Annotated in this window: 25 protein-coding genes and 1 pseudogene; 13 read left to right on the forward strand and 13 right to left on the reverse strand. The window is 67.2% G+C overall.

Features of this window, described 5'->3' with window-relative positions; all coding sequences use genetic code 11:
- Window position 1 precedes the first annotated feature (1 nt).
- Window positions 2-1,231: a cytochrome P450 gene (locus ABZ909_RS36720; RefSeq protein ID WP_357009451.1), complete on the forward strand. Its 1,230-nt coding sequence runs from the start codon at window positions 2-4 to the stop codon at window positions 1,229-1,231.
- Window positions 1,232-1,301: 70 nt separating this feature from the next.
- Here the strand turns inward: ABZ909_RS36720 and ABZ909_RS36725 are convergent, their stop codons facing one another.
- Window positions 1,302-2,720 (reverse strand): amidase, encoded by a 1,419-nt coding sequence (locus tag ABZ909_RS36725; RefSeq protein ID WP_357009454.1) that lies wholly within the window; start codon window positions 2,718-2,720, stop codon window positions 1,302-1,304.
- Window positions 2,721-2,987: 267 nt separating this feature from the next.
- Between ABZ909_RS36725 and ABZ909_RS36730 the strand changes: the two genes are divergently transcribed.
- Window positions 2,988-3,395, forward strand: coding sequence for a hypothetical protein (locus tag ABZ909_RS36730; RefSeq protein WP_357009457.1), 408 nt, complete (start codon window positions 2,988-2,990; stop codon window positions 3,393-3,395).
- Between the two features lie 51 nt (window positions 3,396-3,446).
- Here ABZ909_RS36730 and ABZ909_RS36735 read toward each other — a convergent pair whose 3' ends face one another.
- Entirely contained in the window at window positions 3,447-3,710 is a 264-nt protein-coding gene (locus tag ABZ909_RS36735; RefSeq protein ID WP_357009460.1) for a hypothetical protein, read from the reverse strand.
- On the opposite strand from ABZ909_RS36735, the gene ABZ909_RS36740 reads away from it, so the two are divergent.
- Complete coding sequence (locus tag ABZ909_RS36740; RefSeq protein ID WP_357009463.1) at window positions 3,709-4,734, forward strand: alpha/beta hydrolase family protein; 1,026 nt, start codon at window positions 3,709-3,711, stop codon at window positions 4,732-4,734. The two genes, ABZ909_RS36735 and ABZ909_RS36740, sit on opposite strands and share 2 nt — an antisense overlap.
- A gap of 10 nt (window positions 4,735-4,744) precedes the next feature.
- Here ABZ909_RS36740 and ABZ909_RS36745 read toward each other — a convergent pair whose 3' ends face one another.
- The gene (locus ABZ909_RS36745) at window positions 4,745-5,269 is read right to left on the reverse strand and encodes a PadR family transcriptional regulator (RefSeq protein ID WP_357009466.1); all 525 of its coding nucleotides are present in this window, start codon (window positions 5,267-5,269) and stop codon (window positions 4,745-4,747) included.
- Between the two features lie 119 nt (window positions 5,270-5,388).
- Here ABZ909_RS36745 and ABZ909_RS36750 point away from each other — a divergent pair, with 119 nt between their 5' ends.
- Window positions 5,389-6,693 (forward strand): carotenoid oxygenase family protein, encoded by a 1,305-nt coding sequence (locus tag ABZ909_RS36750; protein WP_357009469.1) that lies wholly within the window; start codon window positions 5,389-5,391, stop codon window positions 6,691-6,693.
- 236 nt (window positions 6,694-6,929) lie between these two features.
- On the opposite strand, the gene ABZ909_RS36755 is transcribed toward ABZ909_RS36750, so the two are convergent.
- Window positions 6,930-7,556 carry a hypothetical protein gene (locus tag ABZ909_RS36755; protein ID WP_357009472.1) on the reverse strand — a complete coding sequence of 209 codons (627 nt, stop codon included), beginning with the start codon at window positions 7,554-7,556 and terminating at the stop codon, window positions 6,930-6,932.
- A gap of 373 nt (window positions 7,557-7,929) precedes the next feature.
- A complete protein-coding gene (locus tag ABZ909_RS36760; protein ID WP_357009475.1) occupies window positions 7,930-8,298 on the reverse strand; it encodes a DUF732 domain-containing protein in 369 nt (122 codons plus the stop codon).
- Between the two features lie 308 nt (window positions 8,299-8,606).
- Between ABZ909_RS36760 and ABZ909_RS36765 the strand changes: the two genes are divergently transcribed.
- Together ABZ909_RS36765 and ABZ909_RS36770 are read left to right on the forward strand one after the other, a co-directional pair.
- Window positions 8,607-10,238 (forward strand): ABC-F family ATP-binding cassette domain-containing protein, encoded by a 1,632-nt coding sequence (locus ABZ909_RS36765; protein WP_357009478.1) that lies wholly within the window; start codon window positions 8,607-8,609, stop codon window positions 10,236-10,238.
- Between the two features lie 130 nt (window positions 10,239-10,368).
- A complete protein-coding gene (locus ABZ909_RS36770) occupies window positions 10,369-10,614 on the forward strand; it encodes a helix-turn-helix domain-containing protein (RefSeq protein WP_033087059.1) in 246 nt (81 codons plus the stop codon).
- A gap of 156 nt (window positions 10,615-10,770) precedes the next feature.
- Here ABZ909_RS36770 and ABZ909_RS36775 read toward each other — a convergent pair whose 3' ends face one another.
- The 4 genes from ABZ909_RS36775 to ABZ909_RS36790 all read right to left on the reverse strand — a co-directional run bounded on the left by ABZ909_RS36775 (window position 10,771) and on the right by ABZ909_RS36790 (window position 13,643).
- Window positions 10,771-11,730, reverse strand: a complete 960-nt coding sequence (locus ABZ909_RS36775) for an MvdC/MvdD family ATP grasp protein (protein WP_357009482.1) — start codon at window positions 11,728-11,730, stop codon at window positions 10,771-10,773.
- Between the two features lie 11 nt (window positions 11,731-11,741).
- Window positions 11,742-12,206: a hypothetical protein gene (locus tag ABZ909_RS36780; protein WP_357009485.1), complete on the reverse strand. Its 465-nt coding sequence runs from the start codon at window positions 12,204-12,206 to the stop codon at window positions 11,742-11,744.
- Window positions 12,207-12,398: 192 nt separating this feature from the next.
- Window positions 12,399-12,815 carry an acyl-CoA thioesterase gene (locus ABZ909_RS36785; RefSeq protein WP_357009490.1) on the reverse strand — a complete coding sequence of 139 codons (417 nt, stop codon included), beginning with the start codon at window positions 12,813-12,815 and terminating at the stop codon, window positions 12,399-12,401.
- Window positions 12,816-13,145: 330 nt separating this feature from the next.
- Window positions 13,146-13,643, reverse strand: coding sequence for a cupin domain-containing protein (locus ABZ909_RS36790; protein ID WP_357009493.1), 498 nt, complete (start codon window positions 13,641-13,643; stop codon window positions 13,146-13,148).
- Between the two features lie 71 nt (window positions 13,644-13,714).
- On the opposite strand from ABZ909_RS36790, the gene ABZ909_RS36795 reads away from it, so the two are divergent.
- Window positions 13,715-14,221, forward strand: a complete 507-nt coding sequence (locus tag ABZ909_RS36795) for a MarR family transcriptional regulator (RefSeq protein WP_357009496.1) — start codon at window positions 13,715-13,717, stop codon at window positions 14,219-14,221.
- Between the two features lie 17 nt (window positions 14,222-14,238).
- Window positions 14,239-14,429: pseudogene (locus ABZ909_RS36800) on the forward strand (SfnB family sulfur acquisition oxidoreductase); the annotation flags it as partial.
- A 42-nt stretch (window positions 14,430-14,471) separates the two neighbouring features.
- Here ABZ909_RS36800 and ABZ909_RS36805 read toward each other — a convergent pair.
- Complete coding sequence (locus ABZ909_RS36805; RefSeq protein ID WP_357009499.1) at window positions 14,472-15,050, reverse strand: TetR family transcriptional regulator; 579 nt, start codon at window positions 15,048-15,050, stop codon at window positions 14,472-14,474.
- Between the two features lie 86 nt (window positions 15,051-15,136).
- Between ABZ909_RS36805 and ABZ909_RS36810 the strand changes: the two genes are divergently transcribed.
- Complete coding sequence (locus ABZ909_RS36810) at window positions 15,137-15,460, forward strand: hypothetical protein (RefSeq protein ID WP_357009501.1); 324 nt, start codon at window positions 15,137-15,139, stop codon at window positions 15,458-15,460.
- Window positions 15,461-15,503: 43 nt separating this feature from the next.
- Here the strand turns inward: ABZ909_RS36810 and ABZ909_RS36815 are convergent, their stop codons facing one another.
- Window positions 15,504-16,070 carry a helix-turn-helix domain-containing protein gene (locus ABZ909_RS36815; RefSeq protein WP_357009503.1) on the reverse strand — a complete coding sequence of 189 codons (567 nt, stop codon included), beginning with the start codon at window positions 16,068-16,070 and terminating at the stop codon, window positions 15,504-15,506.
- A gap of 202 nt (window positions 16,071-16,272) precedes the next feature.
- Window positions 16,273-19,065 carry an aconitate hydratase AcnA gene (gene acnA / locus ABZ909_RS36820; RefSeq protein ID WP_357009505.1) on the reverse strand — a complete coding sequence of 931 codons (2,793 nt, stop codon included), beginning with the start codon at window positions 19,063-19,065 and terminating at the stop codon, window positions 16,273-16,275.
- A gap of 249 nt (window positions 19,066-19,314) precedes the next feature.
- On the opposite strand from acnA, the gene ABZ909_RS36825 reads away from it, so the two are divergent.
- From ABZ909_RS36825 to ABZ909_RS36840, 4 genes are all read left to right on the forward strand, one after another.
- Entirely contained in the window at window positions 19,315-19,857 is a 543-nt protein-coding gene (locus ABZ909_RS36825) for a DUF6676 family protein (RefSeq protein ID WP_357009507.1), read from the forward strand.
- 309 nt (window positions 19,858-20,166) lie between these two features.
- Entirely contained in the window at window positions 20,167-21,582 is a 1,416-nt protein-coding gene (locus ABZ909_RS36830) for an NlpC/P60 family protein (RefSeq protein WP_357009510.1), read from the forward strand.
- 126 nt (window positions 21,583-21,708) lie between these two features.
- Entirely contained in the window at window positions 21,709-22,506 is a 798-nt protein-coding gene (locus tag ABZ909_RS36835; RefSeq protein ID WP_357009512.1) for a TnsA-like heteromeric transposase endonuclease subunit, read from the forward strand.
- An 89-nt stretch (window positions 22,507-22,595) separates the two neighbouring features.
- Entirely contained in the window at window positions 22,596-23,381 is a 786-nt protein-coding gene (locus ABZ909_RS36840) for a helix-turn-helix domain-containing protein (RefSeq protein WP_357009535.1), read from the forward strand.
- Here the strand turns inward: ABZ909_RS36840 and ABZ909_RS36845 are convergent.
- Complete coding sequence (locus ABZ909_RS36845; protein WP_357009515.1) at window positions 23,310-24,695, reverse strand: IS1380 family transposase; 1,386 nt, start codon at window positions 24,693-24,695, stop codon at window positions 23,310-23,312. The genes ABZ909_RS36840 and ABZ909_RS36845 overlap by 72 nt on opposite strands.
- Between the last annotated feature and the right edge of the window lie 212 nt (window positions 24,696-24,907).

Raw genomic sequence — 24,907 nt, forward strand, 5'->3', positions numbered from 1 at the left:
CATGTCCCTGAGCCCGATCGTGCTGGATGTCACCGGCACCGACATCCAGGGCGAATCCGCCCGGATTCGCGAGCAGGGCCCCATCACGCTGGTCGAGCTGCCCGGCGGCGTGACGGCGTGGTCGGTCACCGACCAGGCCGTGCTCAAGACCCTGCTGGCCGATGCCCGCGTCTCGAAGGATCCGCGCCAGCACTGGTCCGCGTTCATCGACGGCGAGATCACCGAGGCCTGGCCGCTGCTGCCCTGGGTGGCGGTGGAGAACATGTTCACCGCGTACGGCGCCGACCACCGCCGACTGCGAAAGCTGGTGTCCCCGGCCTTCACTCACCGCCGCACCACCGCCATGCGCGAGCGCATCGAGGTCATCGTCACCGAGCTGCTCGACGAGCTGGCCGCGCTCCCGGCGGGCTCGGTCGCAGACCTGCGCTCGCTCTACGCCTACCCGGTGCCGATCCGCGTGATCAGCGGCCTCATGGGGGTGCCCGAGCACCTCGACGCCGCGATCCACAAGTGCGTCGACGGCTTCTTCGACGGGTCCCTGACCGCCGAGGAGTCCATGGCCAACTTCCTCGAAATGTACGAGCGGGTGGGCGAACTCGTCGCCTACCGCCGCGACAACCCGGGCGACGACATCACCAGCGCCATGATCGCCGCCCGCGACGACGAGGACGGCTCGCAGCTGGCCGACAAGGAACTCGTCGAAACCCTCATGCTCGTCATCAATGCCGGGCACGAGACCACCGTGAATCTGCTCGACCAGGCCATCGTCGCCCTGCTCACCCACCCGGAGCAGCTGGCCGCGGTCGTCGCCGAGCAGGCGTCGTGGAACGACGTCATCGAGGAGACCCTGCGCTACCAGTCGCCGGTGGCGCACCTGCCGCTGCGATACGCGGTGGAGGACATCGAGATCGACGGCTTCACCATCCCCAAGGGCGAGGCCATCCTTGCCTCCTACGCCGGCGCCAGCCGCGACCCGCGGGTCCACGGTGCGACCGCCGACAGCTTCGACGTCCTCCGTGACACCAAGGAACAGCACGTCGCCTTCGGTCACGGCGCCCACCACTGCCTGGGCGCCCCACTGGCCCGGCTGGAGGCCGCCATCGCGTTGCCCGCCCTGTTCGAGCGCTTCCCGAACCTCCGGCTGGCCACGGACGCAACGGAATTGACCCCGCTGGGCAGCTTCATCTCCAACGGGCACACCAGCCTGCCGGTGCGGTTGGGCGGCGAGTAGTCACCACCGTCGCGGGCCGGGTTCGTGCCCGGCCCGCGAACGCGGCTCCGCCTCGGGCCTCGAGGGTGAATCAGCCTGCGGCGACGGGTGGACGCACGGTGCCGAATCCGGTGGCCTGCTCGAAGGCGTGCCCGACCTCCAGGACCAGGCGGTCGGCGCGATGCGGGCCGACGATCTGCAAGCCCACCGGCAGCCAGGCGGTGGTGAATCCGGCGGGCACCGACAGGGCCGGACACCCGGTGGCACTGACGAAATACGCCGACCGCATCCAATCCAGATAGGTGTGCATCGGCTCGCCGTCCACCGTGTCCGGATACTCGAGCTCAATATCGAACGGCGGTACCTGGCTCACCGGCAGCAGCAGCACGTCATAGCGCTCGAAGAACTCCCGCATCCGATGGAACAGCATCGTATGCAGCACTTCGGCTTCGGCGATGTCGCGCCCGCTCAACGCCAGCCCCTGCTCGATATTCCACACCAGTGACGGCTTGACCCGATCGCGGTGCGCCAGTACCGGTTCCAGCGCCAGCGCGAACAGCCACGCGCGCAGCGTCCGGAAAACCTGTTCTGCCCCCGACAGATCCGGGCAGTCCTCGGTCACGACCGCACCGAGCTCGGAGAACACCCGGACCGCCGGTTCGAGCACCTCCCGCACCGCCCGATCGACCGGCACCGCGCCGCCCAGATCCGGCGACCACGCCACCCGCAGCCCGCGCAGGTCCCGGTCCAGGGATCCGGCGAAGATCGACCCGGGCTCGGTGATCGTGAGGGGACTGCGCGGATCCGGGCCCGCCAGCACCGACAGCAGCAGCGCCGCATCGGCCACCGTGCGTGCCATCGGCCCCTGCACCGTCAGCGTTCCCCACGCGTACGGATCCGGCCAGGTCGGCACCCGGCCCGGCGACGGACGGAAGCCCACCACATTGCAGAACGATGCCGGATTGCGCAGCGACCCGCCCATATCGCTGCCGTCGGCCAGCGGCTGCAGACCGCACGCCAGCGCCGCCGCGGCGCCGCCGCTGCTGCCGCCCGCCGACTTGCCGAGATCGTAGGGATTGCGAGTGGCACCGAAGATCGGATTCACGGTGTGCGAGCCGGCCCCGAACTCCGGCACATTGGTCTTGCCCACGGTGATGACCCCGGCCGCGTGCAGCCGCTCGATCAGCAGCTCGTCGCGCTCGGGGATCTGCTGCGCCAGCAGCGGGCTGCCGTAGGTGGTACGGATGCCCGCGGTGTCGTGGGTATCCTTGTGCGCCATCGGAATTCCGTGCAGGGGGCCTGGTTCGGTCCCGGCGGCCACCCGCTGGTCGGCGGCGCGGGCGGCGTCGAGCGCCTGCTCGCCTACCAGGGTGACGATGGCATTGACCTTGGGATTGATCCGCTCGATCCGATCCAGGTGGGCGCGCACCACCTCCACGGCCGAGACCTGGCGGGCGCGCAGCCAGCCGGCCAGCTCCCGTGCGGACGCGTAACAGATATCGGAATCCACCGGCGCTCCTCATGATCCGGATGCGATTGCCTCGGCTCCCATAGTGACGCCCGCAGCCCGAATCCTCGACCCCTGTCGCGCATCCGCACACTCGGCTCGATGGCCGCCGCGCGTTTGCGGGGTGGATGCGGGACTTGTCGCGCGATGCGGTTCTCCCGCCAGTCGGGGGCCGGGGGTTGGACGATGGAGCTCAGGCGCGATACTGGGCCCTGCGTCTTTCCACGTGTGTTCAGCGATCCAGATCCGTCACACAGGAGGAACGAAAACATGGTCATCATTCGGAATCGGCACCGCTCGACCGCCACCGCCGCTGTCGTCGCGGCCCTGGGCGCGGGGGTGCTGCTCGCCGCGGCGCCCGCGCTGGCCGCCAACTCCATCACGGTCGAATCGGCGGGAGCCTCGTCGATCGACATCGATTACACCTGCGAGGCGTCTGCGGGCGTCGTCGGCATCCTGGCCATGGTCGGCGATCCGAACGCGGACCGGCCGGCCGCCACCGGCGCGCAGGACTCGTTCACCTGCGACGGCTCCCAGCGTGCCGCGACCATCGCGCTCACCGCGGTGGCGGGGGAGGCGCCGCTGGTATCGGGTGCCCCCGTTCAGGTCCGGGTCGCGCTGGTCGATCAGAGCCAGACCGTCGTCTCCGGGACCGCGAGGTTGCTCACTCTCAGCTGAGCCTTCGGTGCGCAAGCTGTTTTCTGCCCGAAAACATTCGGAAACCTGCCGTTAGAAAGCGGCTGCCAGACTCGCCGCCGCGCGCCCGACGAGCATCCCGTCGGGCCGCGGACGGCCGTCGCCGTCGAGCAGAACAGACGGCAGTCGCCGTCGAGCAGAACAGACGGCGTCGCCGTCGAGCAGAACAGACGGCGTCGCCGTCGAGCAGAACAGACGGCAGTCGCCGTCGAGCAGAACAGTCGCCCGGTCGTGCGCGCCGGCGGCACGCGAGAACCAGGACCCGGACGTGCGATACCGCTCGATCATGTGCTGCATGGCAGTAATGGCTGCGGCGGGGCTCGTCGCGCTGTCCTCGACGCCCTTCGATCCGGCGGCGCGCGCCCAACCGAATGTGATGACGCCCGCCGACCCGGGGACCGCGCCGGCGGCACCGGACGGTTCGGCCATTGTCGGCACCCGGCACGTCGACGACCGGCACCTCGAAATCACCGTGCATTCCGCCGCCATGAACCTCGACCTTCCGGTGGATGTGCAGCTGCCCGCCGACCGGTCCGCGTCCCGCCCGGTGCTCTACATGCTCAGCGGCGGCAGCGGCGGCAAGGGCGCGGCCTCCTGGGATCGCCGCACCAATGCCTTCGACTTCCTGGCCGACAAGGACGTCAATGTCGTGCAGCCCATCGGCGGCGCGGCCTCCTATTACGCGGACTGGCGGCAGCCGGACCCGCGGCTGGGCGTCATGAAGTGGACGACCTATCTCACCGAGGAGCTGCCACCGCTCATCGATGCCGCGCTGGGCACGAATGGCGTGAACGGCCTTGTCGGAGTATCGATGTCGGGGACGTCGGTCCTGCAGCTGCCGATCGCCAAACCGGGCCTGTACCGGTCGGTGGCGGCCTTCAGCGGCTGTGCGCGGATCGCCGATCCGGTGGGAGAGATGTATGTCCGGATCACGGTCGGGTTCGGCGGCGGCGACGCCGGCAATATGTACGGCCCGCCCGGTGACCCGATGTGGGCGGCCAACGACCCCTACCTGCACGCCGAGGCACTGCGCGGGCTCGACCTGTACCTGTCCAGCGGCAATGGCATGCCCGGGCCGCACGACAAGGCCGGCGACCGCCACTTCGCCGGTGCCGGAGACAGTCTCGCGAACCAGATCCTGGTGGGCGGCATCCTCGAGGCCGCCGTCGACCAGTGCACGCACGCCATGGCCGATCGGCTCGCGGACCTGGGTATCCCGGCGACCGTGGAACTGCACCCCTACGGCACCCACTCCTGGGGTTACTGGGACGACGAGCTGCCCGCCTCCTGGCCGGTGCTGGCCCACGGGCTCGGTTTGTAGCGCCGGCCGTTCAATCCTGTTCCGGCGGTAGCTGTTCCAGCGCCCATCGGGCCCAGTCCCGGTTCATGGCGGTGGCCCGGGCGCCGTATTCCAGCGCGAGGTGGCCGTAATGCGACAGGTTACTGTCGGTCCAGTCGATGTTCTGCTCGAGTTCGCCCAGTTCGGCGTGGGCATGTTCGGCGCGTTCCGCGATGCCCGCCAGATAGGCGCGGGCCTGCCCGGGCGGCAGGATGCCGAGGAAGAACACGCGCAACAGCGTGTCATTGCGCGTCACTTGTTTCGGCTGGGTGGTCGTGAGCCAGGTGCGCAGGTCGTCGAGCCCGGGGTCGGTGATGGTGTATTCCTTGCGGCCGCGCGGTCCTTCGTCGCTGACGGCGATGAGTCCGGTGTCGGCGAGTTTGGTGAGCTCGGTATAGATCTGGCTCTGCGTCGCGGGCCAGACATTGGCCAGCGAGTGCTTGAAGGTCCGCAGCAGGTCGTAGCCGCTGGCGGGACCGTCGGACAGCAGCCCGAGCAGGGCGTACCGGAGACTCATGCCCACATCTTACATTCCAGTATTGACATGTCGAGCCTGGAGGCTCAGGCTTGGACATGTCAGAACTGGAATGTCGCGACATCGAGGAGCTCCGCTCCTCTGGCAGGCAGGTATCGAACATGACCACACCTCCCCACCTCTCCGGCAACTACGCACCCGTCGCCGACGAGCTCACCACCCACGACCTACCCTGCACCGGAACGATTCCCGAGGAACTCACCGGCTGGTACCTGCGCAACGGTCCCAACCCGCACGCGGCGGCCTCCAAACACTGGTTCCTCGGTGACGGCATGGTGCACGGCGTGCGGATCGAAGGCGGGCGCGCGGTGTCCTATCGCAATCGGTGGGTACGCACCAGCACCTTCACCGACGGGGTCCGGGGCATGGACGCGCAGGGCCGGCGGGATTTCACTGCGGGCGTGGCGAATACGCACGTCATCCGGCACGCCGGACGCACGTTCGCGCTCGTGGAATCCTCGTTTCCCTACGAATTGACCTGCGATCTGGACACTCTGGGACCGCACGATTTCGACGGCAAGCTCACCACCGCCATGACCGCGCACCCGAAGACCTGCCCGGTCACGGGGGAGTTGCACTTCTTCGGCTACGACTTCGCCGAGCCCTACCTGACCTATCATCGCGCCGACGCGGCCGGCACGCTCGACGTCAGCCGCGGGATCGATGTCCCGGCCGCGACCATGCACCACGACTTCGCGCTCACCGCGAACCACGTCGTATTCATGGACCTGCCGGTGGTTTTCGATCTGCCGACCGCCATGGCCGGTACCGGCATGCCGTTCCGTTGGAACGACGACTACCAGGCGCGCCTCGGCGTGCTGCGCCGCGACGACCCGCACGGTGACGTGCGCTGGTTCGCCATCGAACCCTGCTACGTCTTCCACACCCTCAACGCGCACGAGGAGGACGGCCGGATCGTGCTGCACGCCATGCGCTATCCGAGCATGTGGCGCACCGAATCCCGCGACTTCGACGAGGGCGCGACACTGTGGCGCTGGACCATCGACCTCGCCACCGGGGCGGTCCGCGAGGAGCAACTCGACGACCGCGTCGCCGAGTTCCCGCGCATCGACGACCGCCTCGCGGGCCTGAATGCCCGCCACGGCCACGTGTCGGTCTCCGACGGCGGCACCGGCGCGCTGCTGCGCTACGACCTCCACACCGGCTCGAGCACCGCCCACACCTTCGGCCCCGGCCGCCTCCCCGCCGAGGCCGCCTTCGCCCCGGCCGACGAAACCCCTGGCGGCGCAGGCTATCTCATGACCTACGTCTACGACTCCGCCGAGGATCGCAGCGATCTGGTCATCCTCGACGCCACCGACCCGGCGGCCTCACCGGTCGCCGCCATCCACCTGCCCCGCCGCATCCCGTACGGCTTCCACGGCAACTGGCTGCCCGACCACTGAGACGCGGGAGCAGCCGAGCCACCGCCTCCTGCCGGTTCCCGGCCCGGCCCGCTGGAGGACAACCTCGGGCGCTCTGGTGACGCGGATCGGCGTATCGATCCGAGAGCGCGGCGAGGGTGTCCGGGATCTCGACGGTGCCGTCGACCGTTCGGGGACGCGATCTGCGGGGGGAGCCATCGGGAATGCGAGTCCTGCGGCTGTGGCGAGCACGCCTCGCCGCACTGCGGGTTCGAGCATCACAACCATCCGAGCGAGCCGAAGACGATCAGGGCGAGTACGTCGATCCCCAGAATCGCACCTACGGCAATGGCTTTCGCCCGCACCGTCTTCAGGTCGTGGACGTAGAAGCAGGCGACGAAGAACGGCACGTATCCGAACAGCCAGATGAGATACGGGAAGCCCGCGTGCCACCAGGACCAATCCCAGGTCAGCACACCCGCCTTGTTCAGCAGCACCTCCACGCCGACCGCGGCCGCAGAGTTCGCCGCGATCAGGACCGGCCGGTTGGGCACGCCCAGGATGCGAACTTCCTTGGGCGGCAGCATCTTCGCCGCGGCGACACCCATGATGGCGAACATGAAGCAGATCTCGATATTGAGGCCGATGAGGATCTGATACGCCGTGGGCCCGGTCGCGCCCCACACCGGCGCCCGCCCGGTGGCGTGGAAGACCAGCGAGTTCCAGATCTCGTTGAACCAGTCCATGCCCCACAGGGCCAGCCCCGCGAACAGCACATTCCAATTCCGTCGTTCGACCTCGGTCGCATAGACGTAGATGACGACCAGCAGCAGCGGAATCACGTACCACTTGAACTGACTGCTGTCACGCAACAGCTCGAGCGCGGCCCGCGCGTGATCGGTCATCGCCGAACCCTCCTCGTCACCGTTGAGCCTGGCGAGTGTGTGACAAATCAACGTCAAATGTCAACATGTAAGCCGGAATTGCCGGTGCCGCGATCGGTCTCTTGACCAAGGCGGCGGTCCGGTTCGCGCTCGCGGGCACCGCGGTCGGTGTCGCGTGTGACGGCTGCCCGCGACCGGCCGAGCTGTGCGAGCGGGCGGCCGCTATTACGTGTGCCCGATCTGCCTCGACGCCGAGCAGCTCGACGCCGCCGCATTCGCCGGCAATGCCGAACTCCCGGGCGCCATCCCGATGTGGCAGTGGATCGGTGACGATCCGGCCGTCACCTTCAGCCACCGAGATCGCAGCATTCAAGAACCGGCCGGTGTGTCCGTACTATTTTCCGGCCGTCGGGCAGATGTCCTTTATTGCCAGGCCGACCAATTTGGCCGCATCGTCGTGCGAGAGGTGAATGCCCGTGGTCGTGGATTCGTCCAGCGCTTGCCGATAGAGATCATTGGCCTCGTCGGCCTTGTTCGCGCCATTGTTCAGGTCGGTGCAGACACCGGTCGCCAGTGGGTAAATCGCGGCGGTTGATTCGGAACCTGCCTGGAGGTTCACGTCCATCTTCACATTCGGGTCGTTCGAAATGACCTTGGCAGCCGCGGCATCGTGCAGGAACTGTGCTTCGGTGGTGAGCCCCGACGTCGAGGACGATGTGGACGATCCGCCGAACACGGCATTCAGGACGGCGATATTCGCCACGGCGCGCACCCGCTGTCCCGCCTGGCGATGTGCCTCGCGAGCGGCACCCGTCGGGATTGCCCGCCACGCGCCGACCGGCTCCCGGGTCGGACCCATGTCCGACCGCACTCCTGATCGCCGGTTTCGGGCGTGGCGGGCCGCCGGGAGTGTGACCGCCGTTACCCGGCGCCCGGCCTCCGGTAGCGAGAGATGTGCTCGATTCGGTCCCAGGCAGCTGGCCCCGGTAAAATCGGTGGTTCTTGTGTGCCGCGATGGCGCACACTCGTCCAGTTAACTACCGGCAACCGCCTGTACCTGAGGAGACGCTTGTGATCACCGCGACCGACCTGGAGGTCCGGGCCGGAGTCCGCACCCTGCTGACGGCGCCGGGGTCGGCACTGCGGGTGCAGGCCGGGGATCGGATCGGGCTGGTGGGGCGCAATGGTGCCGGGAAGACCACCACTCTGCGCATTCTCGCCGGTGAGGGCGAACCCTACGCGGGCAAGGTCATCCGTTCTGGCGAAATCGGCTATTTGCCCCAGGATCCGCGCGAGGGCAACCTCGATGTGCTCGCCAAGGATCGCGTGCTGTCGGCGCGCGGGCTCGACGCCCTGCTGCGCGATATGGAGAAGCAGCAGGCGCTCATGGCCGAGGTCGCCGACGACGCCGAACGCGAGAAGGCCATCCGCAAGTACGGCCGGCTCGAGGAGCGCTTCTCTGCCCTCGGCGGCTACGTGGCCGAGAGCGAGGCCGCCCGCATCTGCCACAGCCTGGGCCTGCCCGACCGGGTGCTGAACCAGCAGCTGCGCACCCTCTCCGGTGGTCAGCGCCGCCGAATCGAGTTGGCACGCATCCTGTTCAGCGCCTCCGACGGCAGCGGCGGCAAGTCCGACACCACGCTGCTGCTGGACGAGCCCACCAACCACCTCGACGCCGACTCCATCACCTGGCTGCGCAGCTTCCTGCAGAATCACGACGGGGGCCTCATCGTCATCTCCCACGATGTCGAGCTGCTCGGCGACGTGGTCAACAAGGTGTGGTTCCTCGACGCCGTGCGCGGCGAGGCCGACATCTACAGCATGGGCTGGAAGAAGTACCTCGACGCCCGCGCCACCGACGAGCAGCGGCGCGTCCGTGAGCGCGCGAATGCCGAGAAGAAGGCGTCGGCGCTCAAGCAGCAGGCCGCCAAGCTCGGCGCGAAGGCCACCAAAGCCGCTGCGGCACACCAGATGGTCAAGCGCGCCGAGCGCATGCTGGCCGAGGCCGACGAGATCCGGGTGGCCGACAAGGTGGCGCGCATCAAGTTCCCCGAACCGGCGCCCTGTGGCAAGACGCCACTGATGGCCACGAACCTGACCAAGCTCTACGGGTCGCTGGAGATCTTCACCGGCGTGAACCTGGCCATCGACCGTGGCAGCCGGGTGGTGATCCTCGGCCTCAACGGTGCGGGCAAGACCACCATGCTCCGGCTGCTGGCCGGGGTGGAGACCCTGACTGCCGGGCAGATCGAGCCCGGACGCGGCTTGAAGGTCGGATATTTTGCCCAGGAGCACGACACTCTGGACGATCAGGCCACGGTCTGGGAGAACATCCGCCATGCCGCACCCGATGCGGGCGAACAGGATCTGCGCGGTCTGCTGGGCGCGTTCATGTTCTCCGGGCCGCAGCTCGAGCAGCCCGCCGGCACCCTGTCCGGTGGTGAGAAGACCCGTCTGGCACTGGCCGGTCTGGTCTCCTCGGCCGCGAATGTCCTTCTGCTGGACGAACCTACGAACAACCTGGACCCCGTCTCGCGTGAACAGGTCCTCGACGCGCTGCGCAGTTACGCGGGCGCGGTCGTGCTGGTGACCCACGACCCGGGTGCGGCCGAAGCGCTCAACCCCGAGCGGGTCATCATGCTCCCCGACGGCACCGAGGATCACTGGTCGCAGGACTACCTGGAACTGATCCAGCTGGCGTGAGAATGCGCCTCCCGCACGGAAAAACACGTGGTCGGCGAAAGTCGGTGACTCACATCACAGCGTTTCGTTGATCACAGGCATCCGAGTCTCTAACCTGGAATGAGGCGCCCACGGCGACTCGGAGGAAGCCATGAGTGACAGGCCCGCACAGGGTAAAGCCGTATTGGGTAAAGGCACGCGCGTCACCGGGAAATCCCGCGATCGCCTGCAATCCCAGTTGAAGAAGCAGTACGAGGCCGGAGCCAGCATCCGGTCCCTGGCCCGGGAGACCGGGCGGTCGTACGGCTTCATCCACAACGTGCTCGTGGAGTCGCATGTGCAACTCCGCAGCCGGGGCGGTGCGAACCGCCGCAAGGCCGCCAAGGCCGGCAAGTAGCGTCTTTCCCCTTCCGGGAGTGGATTGCGGGTTCTCGACCGGCGAAAGCCGGTCGACGACTTGCGATTTCGGACGGCCAGCGGCGAATTCGGGCGATACCGTGCGAATTCGGGCGATGCGGTGCGATGTTCGACGATTCGCGATGGCGTGCGGCCGCTAGCGGATCACCGTCCCGTCGCCGAGGACCAGTAGGTTTGCGAGGCTCTGGAAAATCGGCAGACCGGTCTTGATTTCGAGATAGGCAAACTGCCCCTGGGGGTTCACCTCCAGGAAGTAGAACTCGCCGTCGAGACCCACCCGCAGGTCGAGCACGCCGAAGGCCAGTCCCAGCGCGCCCATGAGCGTGGTGAGCGATTTGCTCACCGAGGCGGGCAGGCGATCGGCGGTGAAGGCCACCGACGTGTCCAGGCGTGAATCCACCCGTCCCACACCGGATTGCGAGTCGATGCGCACCACCCACTCGATGCCGTCCACCCAGACGATGCGCAGATCGCTCTCGGCCTGGATGTAGTCCTGAAAGATGGTGGGGGAGTTGCGGATCGTGGCCAGCCGGTCGAAATCCGCCGGGGCGAACAGCCGGGTCTCGGTGAACGCGCCGCGCCCGGTGCCGGTGCGCTTGTAAACCACTGGCCCGGGCCGGGATTCGATGAAGGCGCGCGCCTCGTCGGGATCATTGGTGACGAGGGTCTCCGGGACCGCGACGCCGGCGCGGTAGGCCGTCTCCAGCTGCACGACTTTGCGGCTCGCGGTGCGGTCGGCCCCGGGGTCGTTGACCCACAGGGCCGGGATCGACCAAAGCAGTCCCTGGAGGAATCCGTCGCATTCGGCGCGGCGGTAGGTGTCGTCCTCCTCGGACAGACCGGCCGGTACAGCGCAGGGGTGGGGCCGGCGCCACCATACCGAGGTGACATCGTCGAGCCCGAGGATGTGCGACAGGCTGCGGTAGGAGCCGTCTCCGCCGAGCCGGAAAGTGCCGTTCTCGCGCGGGAAGTCACGCATATCGAGGCGAATCGGGTTGTGCCCGTGGTGTTTGCGCAGGGTGGCGGCGAGGGCGTCGCCGTGGAGGTCCTCGGCCTCGGTGACGATGAGCACCGATCCCATGGTGCGGGCGGCCATGCGCGCTTCCGTCAGTCCAGGCTGTCGCAGGCGATGCCGTCGTCGCTGCCGAGATGCGACCGGGTCTGGCAGCAGGTCATGGTGGCCCCGCCGGCACCGGGACGAGTCGTGAGATCCAGTCCGCGGGCCCAGATTTCGGTGAGCTCGCGCAGTTCGTCGTCGCCCCGCGCGGGACTGTGGTCCGGCGACAGGGTGAGGGGACGATCGGTGACCTCGACACGACGGCGCTGCGTGAAATCGGCAGTGGCGCCGGACCGTACGCGCACCAGCACCGGGCGGCCCTCACAGCTGCCCTGCGCTGTCGCAGCATCCCACCGGGCGATGTCGAGGACATCGGCCCGATGGAAGGTCCAGGTGGTGCCGTCGCCGATCCGCAGGCTGATACTTCGCTCGGTGGCTGCGACAAGATAGCCGGGTAGCGGTGGCGAGGTGCTGGCGAGGATCGCCGATATTGTTCGGTGCAGGGCGCCGGTCATGCGGAACTCCGATCTGCTCGGGATTTGCTGCGGGGCCGAGCGTGATCTGAATCATATCCCGCGAGGTACCGAATTCGGTCCGCAACGAAAGATTTCAGCTACTCCGGCAAACTCCGGCGGGGTTTCGGAAACTGCTCCCGCCGAAAGATTTTCGCTGAGAATCCGCGACCGGCCGGTGTGGGCGGCGCCCGATCAGAGACCGAGGATGTCCGGCGAGTCGGCCACCGCCCGCAGGGCCGCGCCGGGATCCACAACCAGTTTGCGGGCGGCGAGATCGAGAATGCCGGAGACGACATCGATCTCCGCCGACACCGTGCCGTCGAGTTTCACAATCTGCTGGCGCATCCGGAAGATCTTGCCGCCGGTCCATTCGAATTCGCAGCTCACCGCGACCTCGTCGCCAAGATGCAGTTCGCGCAGGTATTTGACCGTCTGTTCCAGCACCACCGGCCCGATCCCCGCGGCCACCATCTTCTCGCCCGGCAGCCCGCCCGCCCGCAGCAGCTCCCAGCGCGCGTGCTCGGCGTACTGCAGATAAACGGCCTGATTCAGGTGCCCATTGATATCGAGTTCGTACCCGCGGACGGTGATGGGGACAGAGAATGCCATGCACCTACCAACTCGGCTCGCGGCAATGATCATTCCGCGTTTCCGGTGGTCTGTGGCACACCCCGCCGGCGACCACCGGGCTACTGGGGGGTCAGGACGGTGCTCTCGCGTATAGCGGCAGGTTGCCGTCCCACCGTCGGTGCCGGTGCCGACGGGCGGATCGGTCATGGTGGCCCGGAATGCGAGCTCGGGATCGTGGCCGTGCGCCGGGAACCGACCGGTGTAGCCGGTGTGCCGCGCGGCCCGCCGCGGAATCGCGCGATCACCGGTTCGGTTCGGCGGATTCCCCGGCGGCAGTGCGGGTTTCACGGTATCGAGGGTGAGTGCGGATCAAGCGCGGTTGGCGTTGCGCTCGGCCCACCACTGCGGTGCGTCGATGAAGTGGTTGTCGTACTCCTGCTGGGCGGCTTCGATATCGGCCGGGGTGGCCTCGCCGTGCGCGAGCCGCTCCAGGAAACGGAAGTAGCCGTGGCGTTCGACGCCGGGCATGAGGGCGATGAGGATGCGGGCCGGGCTGTCGGGGGCCGCGCCGAAGGCGTGCGGCATGAACTTGGGGACGACGATCGCGCCGCCCGCGCCGACGGTCACGACCTTGTCCCCGGCCAGGACCTGGAGTTCGCCGTCGGCCACGTAGAACAGCTCGTCGGACAGGGTGTGGTAGTGCGGCATCGCCCCGTCGGCGCCACGGGTCATGGTGACCTCGACGGTGCTCACCGACCCGCCCGCCTCATTGGAGTCGATGAGCAGCCGCACCGAGACGGGCTCGCCGCCGATGATCTCGGCGTCCTGCGGCTGGCGGATGGCGGCGGGGCGGGAAGCGGTGGTCATGTCGAACTCCAGGTGATTCGGTGGAAGATAATTCGCTACAGAACTATATGGTATCGAATAGAGTGCTGTCCATGGGTGAGAAGAAGACCGACGCCGTGGACGTGATCCAGCAGCAGTGGCGGCGGGAGCGGCCGGATCTGGACGGCGAGGCCATGGCAATCATCGGGCGGCTGGGCCGGCTCGCGGTGGTCGCGGCCGATCGAATCGAATCCGTGTTCACGGCACACGGATTGCAGCGCGGCGAGTTCGATGTGCTTGCGACACTGCGACGTTCGGGCGAGCCCTACGAGCTCAATCCCTCCGGCCTCGCGGACACCCTCATGATGTCGCGGGCCGGGATGACCGGCCGCCTGGACCGGCTCGAGAAGGCGGGACTGGTCCGGCGGATCGCCGACCCGGGCGACCGGCGCGCGATCAAGGTCGCGCTCACCGATCGCGGCCTGCACCTCATCGACATCGTCGTCACCGAGCATTTCGAGAACGAAACCCGGATCCTCTCCGTGCTTTCCGCGCAGGAGCGCGTACACCTCGATCGCATCACCCGGCGCCTGCTGACCGAGCTCGAACGCGAGGGCTGACCCGGGCGCCGCTGCGGGCCGAGCGCGACGCGAACGAGGTCTCCGCGTCGGTGTTCGAGGTCGGGGGAACCCGCGGTGCCGCAGCCGAACTCAACCTCCACCATTTCTGGCGCAATGCCCGGACCACACCCTCCATGATCCGGCGCGATGGAAGTATCAGCACCTCGGCCGAGCGCTCCTGCACGACACGGCGCCACTGCTGCAGTGATCCTGACCGGGCCGGGTTCCGGACGCGCCCCAGAGTGGCTGGTCAGGCGAGGGGATCGGGCTGGGCGCGGCCGTGGGCGATGTCGTGGAACGCGGCGCGCAGCAGTGCGGTAATCCGTTCCGGCGGTGCGTCACTCAGCCCGTCCAGATGCAACAGATGGCGCCCGATCACCACGCCGACGGTGAGCGCGCCGAGCAGCCCGGCGCGCAACTCGGCCTCGTCCGCGGCGAGGTGCCCGGCGGTCTGGCGCTGTTGCGCGGCCATGGCCGCACGCACCTCGCCGGTGGCGTCCGGATGGGTGAGCATGGACCGAATCGCCGCCAGCGCGTTCACCGGTTCCTCGGTGAGCTTGGCCGCGAGTGCATTCAGCAGCAGTTCGGCGGCCTGCTCGGGCGTTCCCGCGATCGCCTCCGCGTTCCCCACCACCGCGACCTGTGCGAACAAATTCTCCTTCGACCCGAAGTACCGCATCACCAGCGCGGGATCGGTTTCCGCCGCGGCCGCCACGGCGCGAATAGTGGTGCGGTCGTAGCCCGATTCGGCGAACAGCCGCGCCGCGGCCGCCAGGATCCGGTCCTCGGTATTCCGACGTTGCTGTGCGCGAGTGGTGACGGGATCCATTTGTTCAGTCTACGGATGTTGACTCGATTCTCCCCGCGAGCGTACTTTCGGTCTACCATTGTTGACTGAAACTGGAGAGGTGCCCCATGTGGTACACGGTTCTACTGTCCGCACTCGCCGGAGTCATGGGCGCGAATGCCCTCCCGCACTTCATCAAAGGTCTCGTCGGCGAAGAGTTCCCGAATGTCCTGGGCAACTCGCCCCTGCGGAACGCCCTCGCCGGCTGGCTCGGACTCATCCTCACCGGCCTGCTGATCTATGCGGCGGACCTGTTCGCACACCCCTGGCCGGACGTCCTCGGCATCTGCGCCGGAGCGCTCGTCATGGCCGTCTTCCACGGCCGCGGTGGTGCCTATCGCCTGAATGAAGTACTGGGCCTGCCCAATCCGCCCCGCCAGGTCGCGGCATAACCCACCGAGGGATGATCTCAGCGCCCGGCGATCAACGGGTTCGTCACTGCCTGCGGCGAACCGAGGCTTCCACCAGGTCCAGGACGGCTTCGAGGTTGTCGTTGGCGTGGCCGGAGGCGATGCGGGCGATGAGGCCGTCGAGGACCAGGTCCAGGTAGCCGAGGAGGACTTCGGTGGGGACATCGTCGCGCAGGGCGCCGGCGGCCTTGCGGCGTTCGAGGCGGGCGACGGTGGCGGCGGTGAGCTCTTCGGAGCGTTCTTCCCAGTTGGCCCGGAATTCGGGGTCGTTGCGCAGGCGGCGGGCGATCTCCAGGCGGGTGCCCAGCCAGTCGAAATCTTCTGGGCGGGCGAGCATATCGCGCATGACCTGGATCAGACCCTGATTGGCCGCGACCTCGGCCATGCGGCCGGCGTCCTCTTGGGCCAGGGCCAGGAACAGGGCGTCCTTGTCGCGGAAGTGGTGGAAGATCGCGCCCCGCGACAGACCGGTCGCTTCCTCCAGTCGACGCACGGTGGCGCCCTCGTAGCCGAACTCGGCGAAGCAGCGGCGGGCTCCGTCGAGAATCTGGCTGCGCCGGGCGGCGAGGTGGTCGTCACTGACCTTGGGCACTGGCTCCTCCGAAACGTGTTGTGCGGGTTCTCCTCAGTCGATCTTGCGACCAATTCGAAGAACCCGCACGAGCGACGAGCGAAGCGGCCCGGGAGCGGGCCGCGCGGCGGGCGGTGGACCTGCGAAGATCGCGAGATCCACCACCTGCCACCACGTCTCGGTTTCGAAACAGCCCTTCGAAACCGAGACGGTATCGCGGTGACTAGCCGCGAATCATGTTGCGCAGCACGTACTGCAGGATGCCGCCGTTGCGGTAGTAGTCCGCCTCACCGGGGGTGTCGATGCGGACGACCGCGTCGAAGACGACCTTCTCGCCGTTCTCCTTGGTGGCGGTCACCTTCATGGTCTTCGGAGTCACACCCTCGTTCAGCTTGGTGATGCCCTCGATGTCGAAGACCTCGGTGCCGTTCAGGCCCAGCGACGCGGCGGACTCGCCGGCCGGGAACTGCAGCGGCACAACGCCCATGCCGATCAGGTTCGAGCGGTGGATGCGCTCGAACGACTCGGTGATGACGGCCTTGACGCCCAGCAGACGGGTGCCCTTGGCGGCCCAGTCACGCGAGGAACCCGAGCCGTACTCCTTGCCGCCCAGCACGACCAGCGGGATGCCCGCGGCCTGGTAGTTCTGCGAGGCGTCGTAGATGAAGGCCTGCGGGCCGCCGTCCTGGGTGAAGTCGCGGGTGTAGCCACCCGAGACGTCGTCCAGCAGCTGGTTGCGCAGCCGGATGTTGGCGAAGGTGCCGCGGATCATCACCTCGTGGTTACCACGACGCGAGCCCAGCGAGTTGTAGTCCTTGCGCGCAACGCCATTGGCGTCGAGGTACTGCGCGGCCGGGGTGCCCGGCTTGATCGGACCGGCGGGGGAGATGTGGTCGGTGGTGACCGAGTCGCCCAGCAGCGCCAGCACACGCGCACCCTTGATGTCCTCGACCGGGGCCGGCTCCATCTCCATGCCGTCGAAGTACGGCGCCTTGCGGACGTAGGTCGACTTGTCGTCCCACGCGAAGGTGTCGCCCTCGGGGGTGTTCAGCCCCTGCCAGCGCTCGTCGCCCTTGAAGACGGTCGCGTAGGACTTGGTGAACATCTCCTTGTTGATCGCCGACTTGATGGTGTCGTCGATCTCCTGCGGGGCCGGCCAGATGTCCTTCAGGAAGACGTCGTTGCCCTCGTTGTCCTTGCCCAGGGCGTCGGTCTCGAAGTCGAAGTCCATGGTGCCCGCGAGCGCGTACGCGATGACCAGCGGCGGGGAGGCCAGGTAGTTCATCTTCACGTCGGGGGAGATACGACCCTCGAAGTTGCGGTTACCCGACAGCACGGCGGTGACCGAGAGGTCGTTGTCGTTGATCGCGGCCGAGATCTGCTCCGGCAGCGGGCCGGTGTTACCGATGCAGGTGGTGCAGCCGAAGCCACCCACGTAGAAGCCCAGCTTCTCCAGGTACGGCCACAGGCCGGCCTTCTCGTAGTAGTCGGCGACGACCTGCGAGCCCGGAGCCATGTTGGTCTTGACCCACGGCTTGGACGCGAGGCCCTTCTCGACCGCGTTGCGGGCCAGCAGCGCGGCACCGATCATGACCGACGGGTTCGAGGTGTTGGTGCAGGAGGTGATGCCCGCGACCACGACGGCGCCGTGATCCAGCACGAACTCACCGCGCTCCGGATCCGAGACCTTGACCGGCTTGGACGGACGTCCGGCATTGCCGTTGGCGGCGTTCGGGACAGCGATCTCGTCGGTGGCGGTGCCGGAGGCGACCGGATCGCTGGCCGGGAAGGACTCCTCGAGGGCCTCGTCCAGCGCGGTGTGCGGAACCGGGTCGTTGGTGTAGCTGCGGATGTCCTTGCGGAAGGCGGTCTTGCTCTCCGACAACAGGATCCGGTCCTGCGGGCGCTTCGGGCCGGCGATGGACGGCACCACGGTGCCCAGGTCCAGCTCCAGGTATTCCGAGTACGCGGGCTCGTTGGCGGCGTCGTGCCACATGCCCTGCTCCTTGGCGTACGCCTCGACGAGCGCGAGCTGCTCGTCGGTGCGGCCGGTCAGGCGCAGGTAGTTGATGGTCTCCTCGTCGATCGGGAAGATCGCGGCGGTGGAGCCGAATTCGGGGCTCATGTTGCCCAGGGTGGCGCGGTTGGCCAGCGGCACCTCGGCCACACCGGCACCGTAGAACTCGACGAACTTGCCGACCACACCGTGCTTGCGCAGCATGTCGGTGACGGTGAGCACGACGTCGGTGGCGGTCACGCCCGGCTTGATCTCACCGGTCAGCTTGAAGCCGACGACCCGCGGGATCAGCATGGAGACCGGCTGGCCCAGCATGGCGGCCTCGGCCTCGATACCGCCGACGCCCCAGCCCAGCACGCCCAGGCCGTTGACCATGGTGGTGTGCGAGTCGGTGCCGACGCAGGTGTCGGGGTAGGCCTGGCCGTTGCGGACCATGACGGTGGGGGCCAGGTACTCGATGTTGACCTGGTGCACGATGCCCATGCCCGGCGGGACGACGCGGAAGTCGTCGAAGGCGCCCTGGCCCCAGCGCAGGAACTGGTAGCGCTCGGAGTTGCGCTCGTACTCGAGATCGACGTTGCGCTCGAGGGCGTCGGCGCGGCCGAACACGTCGAGGATGACCGAGTGGTCGATGACCATATCGGCGGGGGAGAGCGGGTTGACCTTGTTCGGGTCGCCACCGAGGGCGGTGACGGCCTCACGCATGGTGGCCAGGTCGACCACACAGGGGACACCGGTGAAGTCCTGCATGATCACGCGGGCGGGCGTGAACTGGATCTCGGTGTCGGGCTCGGCCGACGGATCCCAGTTGGCGATGGCGCGGATGTGGTCGGCGGTGATGTTCGCGCCGTCCTCGGTGCGAAGGAGGTTCTCCGCGAGGACCTTCAGGGCGTAGGGCAGCTTCTCGGTGCCGGGCACGGCCGAGAGACGGAAGATCTCATACGAGTTGCTTCCGACCTCGAGGGTGCCCTTGGCGCCGAAGGTATCGATACTCGTCACGTTCAGCTCCACTCGTCTGTGAATGGGAGGGCCACCGGCGGGGCTGTGCCGATGGCTCGTCGAGGCGCGGGCCTCGTCCGTTTTCCGACATTAACAGTACGCTTGTCCTGTGAGCACATCGGGGGGCGGGTTATCGGGCCGTCGGGCCCGGGATTCCGCCCAGCGCGAGAGGTGAATTCGCGCGATCGGTGAGGTGACTCGCGTGGCGCGGTGAGGTGATATGACAAGCCGTCCCGTACCCTGCGTTTCGTGACCGCTCCGCACTCCTCGGTTTTCACGCCCTCGAAGGCGGAACTGCCGCCGAACACCGACCTGAATGCCATCATCGCCGATCTCGCCGATGACCATGTCGCCGCCCCCACCGGACGCGACCACGAGGCCCTCGCCGCTATCGCCGCCGATGCGCGTGAGCACGGCATTCGGCTCGACATCATTGTGGTGCAGGGCAATCCGGGGATCGAGGCGGACCTGCGCGATCTGGCCAACGAGGTCGGCAAGATCGACCACGGCACCGTGGTGGTCTTCAGTGACGACTGGGTGGGCACCTACAGCGACCAGTTCACCCGTGGGCACCTGGAGTGGGCCGAGGACAGGGCCAAGTACCGCGGCCCCGACCACACCACCGAGGCCGCGCGAGTCTTCGTGGATCGGCTCGAGCAGCCGGAGACGGTTTCGTGGACGGTGATCACGCTGGTCATCCTGGGTGTGCTGATCGCGACGATCGGCGGGTTGTACGCGGTGAAGGTGCGGCGCGGGCAGCGTGCGGCGGGTGCGCCGGCGCCGGTCGGGTAGCGCGTTCGCGCTGGGAGGCGGTGTCTCCGTTCGGGGTTCGGGTGCGTCCCGGGCCCCTTTTTTCATGCCTGGATGCGGTGGGCCGGCGTAGTGGAAGGTCCGGCTCGTCGGTGACACGCCGAAAACGTATCGAGTGTCATGTGTTGTGACGCATGGTGATTATGGGGCCTACCTGCAACTTCTTGGCTACCAGTGAATTCCATGCATGTGATTGTGGCGTGCCTGAGCGGCGGGATCCTTGACGTGCCGTACGGTTTCGCGATGGCACGGTTGGGGACATTGTGCCGGATGGGACTCCTGGGAGGTGCGATGCGACGACCGGCGAAGCGACTCGGACGCTCGGTGCGGGTCGCTACGGAGTTGCTCGTAGCGCTCATCGTGCTGGCATTGCCCATGGCCAGCGGGCAGGCGGTACCACCGCCGCCCCCCAACCCCAGCGACAGTGACCTCGATGCCGCGGGTGCCCAGGTCGACGCGGGCGTCGGCGAGGTCGGCGCCCTCATCAATCAGATGGCCGTCGCCGAACAGCAGCTGCAGCAACTCGACGACGCGGTCGCCGGTCGCCGCGAGGCCGTCAACAAGGCCCTGGTGGATCTGCAGATGGCCCGCGACGACGCCGACACCGCCGCCCGCGCCGTCACCCAGTGCCAGCAGGACCTGGCCGACGCCGGCGCGAAAGTCGATACCGCGCACGGGGATTTCGACAGGTACGTCGCCCAGGTCTACATGCGCCCCGGCTCCACCTCACTGGTCAACTATCTGGCCGCGCCCAGCCCCGAGATCGCGCTCAACCGCGCACAGGTGCTGACCATCGCCTCCAAGAACCAGCGGCAGGTGGTCGACAGCCTGCGCCACGCCCAGGTCGACCAGGCCAACAAGACCTCCGCCGCCAAACAGGCCCAGCAGGCCGCCGACGCCGCCGCGGCCGCCGCCGACGCCAAGAAGGCCGAAGCCCAGAACGCGGTCACGGCCGCCCAGGCCGAACTCGACCAGCAGAGCATCCGCCGCAACGACCTTGTCGGGCAGCGTGATTCGGCCCAGCAGCGGCTGGACGCGGCCCGCGCCAATGTGGCGGGCCTGCAGAGCCAGCGCGACACCTTCCTCGCCTGGGACCAGCAGCGCAAGGCCGAGGAGGCCGCGGCCCGCGCCGCCGCCGCGGCCGCCGCCGCCCGTGTCGCCGCCGACCGCGCCGCCGCCGATCGCGCCAGTCAGGTCGGCAAGGGCCATCACCCGCACATCGTGCAGGACACCTCACCGCCACCGAAGCGCTCCATCCAGCCCGGCCGGCCTCCAGGCTCCAGCTCTCAGCTCATCGAGACCGTCGTCGACCGTGCCATGTCCCAGCTGGGCGTCGCCTACGCTTGGGGCGGCGGCGACGAGGACGGCCCCACCCTCGGTATCCGCGACGGCGGCACCGCCGACAGTTACGGCGACTACAACAAGACCGGCTTCGACTGCTCCGGCCTGATGATCTACGCCTTCGCCGGCATCGGCGTCTCCCTACCCCACTACTCCGGCTACCAATACACCATGGGCACAAGGGTTCCCGTCGCCGAGCGCGCCCGCGGCGACATGCTCTTCTGGGGCCCCGGCGGCAGCGAGCACGTAGCCCTCTACCTCGGCAACAACAAAATGATCGAGGCCCCCCAATCCGGCGAGGTCGTCCGCATCGCCGCCGTCCGCGAAGACGGCATCATGCCCTACGCCGTCCGCATCGTCTCCTGACGGGCAGCACTCTAAATTCTCAACATAGTTGGCACAATTCTCAGTAGTTGTCATTGGCTTGGCACCAGTGACATCTTCGTGAGAATTTGGTGGACGGGTCAACTCTGTTTGTGTCATCCTTGAGCTATGGCCGTTGAGGGTCATGGCAACCAGGGGGTTGGCCTGACCGGATCGAGTCGTGGATCTGACGTCGCTGTCCGTTATCGACGCGGCGATGGATCGTTTGTGGATACGACCCTGCGCCGCTTGCCGTTTGATGATGTTCTGAGTGGCCGTCCGGTGCGCGAGTTTCGATCATGGAAGGGGCGGAAGCACTACTCGGGTTGGTATTGGTCGGCGACCATGCTTGCCCATGTGGCCTACGAAAGCCGCTTGGAGATGATGAGAATCCTTGTGGCGGACCAGAATCCGAGTGTAGTGAAGATCGCATCTCAGCCGTTTCGTTTGCAGGGGTTCGATGATTCGGGTGTGCGCCACCGACACGTTCCTGACATCCTGCTCGAGCAGGCCGATGCTGGGTTGACGCTGATCGACGTGAAATCCGTTGAGGAGCTGGCAAAGCCAGAGATAGTCGCGCTACTTGAGTGGACACGTAACTTGTGTGACAAGTTCGGTCTCACCTACGAAATCTGGAGTGGCGACGATCCGATCAGGTTGGCCAACTTGCGTTTCCTTGCCGGGTATCGGCGGTCAACCACGCTGAACGCAGATCTGGTTCCGTTTGTGCTCCGTGCAGCGCAAGCACCAATACCTATGAGTCACCTGGAAAATCAACTGGCCCACGTTGAGCGGACCCTGCTGATCCGCCCGGTGATCCTCCATCTGCTATGGCGAGGATGGCTGTTAGCGGATCTGTCGAAAGTCCTGAGTCGCGGCACGATGGTCTCGGTGAACCAATCCGCGTCGGAGGAGACGAGGCAGTGAACGAGCGTTCGCTATCGATAATGACCGGGGCGACAGTATTGCTCGACGGGAACGCGGCGAGGATCCTGGACTTCGATCATCGTAAGGTGATGGTGGTCTGCGCCGACGGCGAATATAAGAGTATCGCGCTGGCGGATTTCATCGAGCGGGCCCGGGGCCTGTCGGCACCACCGCTGCAGGATGAAGACCCGGCGCTGACGCTGAAGCAGTTGACGAAGGACGAACGTAGACAGCTGACCGAACGCGCCGGGCATATTCGGGAGGTGTTGACCGGCTATCGCTCCGGGTACGCGCAGGCTGGAGTGGACGGGGAACCTCAGCCTGCCTACTCGCCCACGCTGTCATTGGGAGCGCGGTGCCGTGCCAAAGCCGAAGAGCTGTCGGTATCGGAGCGCACAATCAAGCGATGGTTGGCGGCCTACCGAGATTCTGGGGAGGCGGGACTTGCCGATCTCCGTCATCGACGTCACCGTGGTGAGCAGGTGGATGCACGTTGGGTTGCTGCGGTTCGCGCGGAGCTTGAAGCGTCGGTGACTGCGTCGACTCCAACGCGGTCGGCGGTGTTTCTTCGAGTACGTCAGCGGCTCGACGCGGCATTCGGGCCTGGAGTCGTGGCGAGTCCGTCGAGAGCGACGGAGTATCGCTGGTTGGAGGAGTTGGCTAAGCCTGGATCCACCGACAGGGTCTGTCGGTTGTCTGCGCGCCTGCGGCGCGCAGACAACCGGTTTTTCAAGCGTGAGGTAGCCGCTGGTCTGCCCAGCTTTTCCACTGTTGTTCCTGGTCGTAGGAGTGAGGAGGGCTGTTCAGGTGATCGAGATGGTGGTGGCCCGCCAGAGTCGTTGCCAGGCAGTGGCCCAGGGCCAGTAGGCGGGTAGGTGCAGCACGGGCTTGCGCTGCGGGCGGGCGAAACGGGCGGGAACAGCGATGATCTTGCGGCGCAGGGTGGCGCCGCGAGCCTTGCCCAGGACAGGGCCGGCGAGTGCGCCGGCGGCGCGCAGCAGGTTGTGCGCGATCGCCGCGCACAACACCCAGGCGGAATTCGCGCCGAAACGTCCCGACGGCATGTGCGCGAGGGGTCCGTCGATGAGGTCGGCGAACACGGTCTCGATGACAGCGTGGCGGCGGTGGGTGATATCGGCGTCGACAGTGAGCTCGGCCGAGTCGGTGAAAAACGGATGATACCGCCAGACCGGGAACAATTCGTCCTGGCGGGCTGCGTCGCGGACACGACGCACGATCAGCCGGGCGGTGACCGCGTCAGGCTTGGAAGCGAAAGCGGTGTAAGGGATTTCGGCGACTTCGGCATCGGAGATCCACTCGCCGGTATCGGGATCGCGGACCGCGCCTGGATATCTCACCGGCGTCCACGCATCCTCGCCGATCGCTGCGATCGCCCGCTCCACGGCACGGTTCTTCGTCAACGCCAGCGAGAAACCGACACCCGCGCGACGGCACGCACCGACGACCGAGCGGGTTCCGTAGGCCGAATCGCCACGGACCAGGACCTCACCGGTGACCCCGGCCGCCCGCGCGGTGGCGACAGCCTGGGCGACCATCCGGCCCGCGCCCTTGCCCGAACCGGCCCTGCCGGCCCGCAACCGCATCCCGGCAATCACCGGCGCCGCGTGATCAGTGCTGATCGTGGTCACCAGCGGTGAAAGTCCTTTGCGGAGAATGCGTTTACCCGCGATCTTGGTGTGTCCGTAGGAGGCGCCCTGCTTGGCATACCCATACACCGGGCGCAGCAACGAGTCGATATCGACGAACGCCCGTACCGCGGCGCCCGGCAGCAGCTCCACCCGTTCACACAGCTGAGCCAAATGCGTGCGCAGCACCGCCTCGAGCTGGCGGGCGTGTCCGAAGGTGAACTCCCGCAACAAGGTTCCGATCGTCGAGGGCGCATACACGCCATCGAACAACGTCTTCATCCCGCCGCTGCGCAGCACCCCGACATCGTCGATACTGTCCGCGCCCGAACACATCCCCGCGATCAACGTGGCCAGCTTCGGCGCCGGGTTCACCGCCCCCGACTTGATCCGCGGCGCGGTGATCGACACCTTCTCCGCCAGCGCCTCGACCAGCCCTGTCTGCTCGGCCAACCGCATCACCGGCACCAGCCCGGCCAGCGACACAAGATTGTCATCGTCGAACACCGCCGACTCCACGGCGAACCTGTGCGAAACTTGCACCCGAAGTGTCCTTCTGAACTGCGCGATTGTTGCCTAGACAACAGCAATCATCCCAGCTCGAAGGACACTTTTTCATTCAAACACCACCAACGAGCCCAAGCCCATCGGTGGATCCAGGCTAAGACCGTGTCTCACATGGGTGGTTTCGCTTTCGCGAGCTTCTTGTAGCAGGTGAGCGCCGCGGCCAGTGTGAGGAACCCGAGGAAGTGAGT

This window comes from Nocardia sp. NPDC046763 (assembly GCF_040645495.1).
GTDB lineage: Bacteria > Actinomycetota > Actinomycetes > Mycobacteriales > Mycobacteriaceae > Nocardia.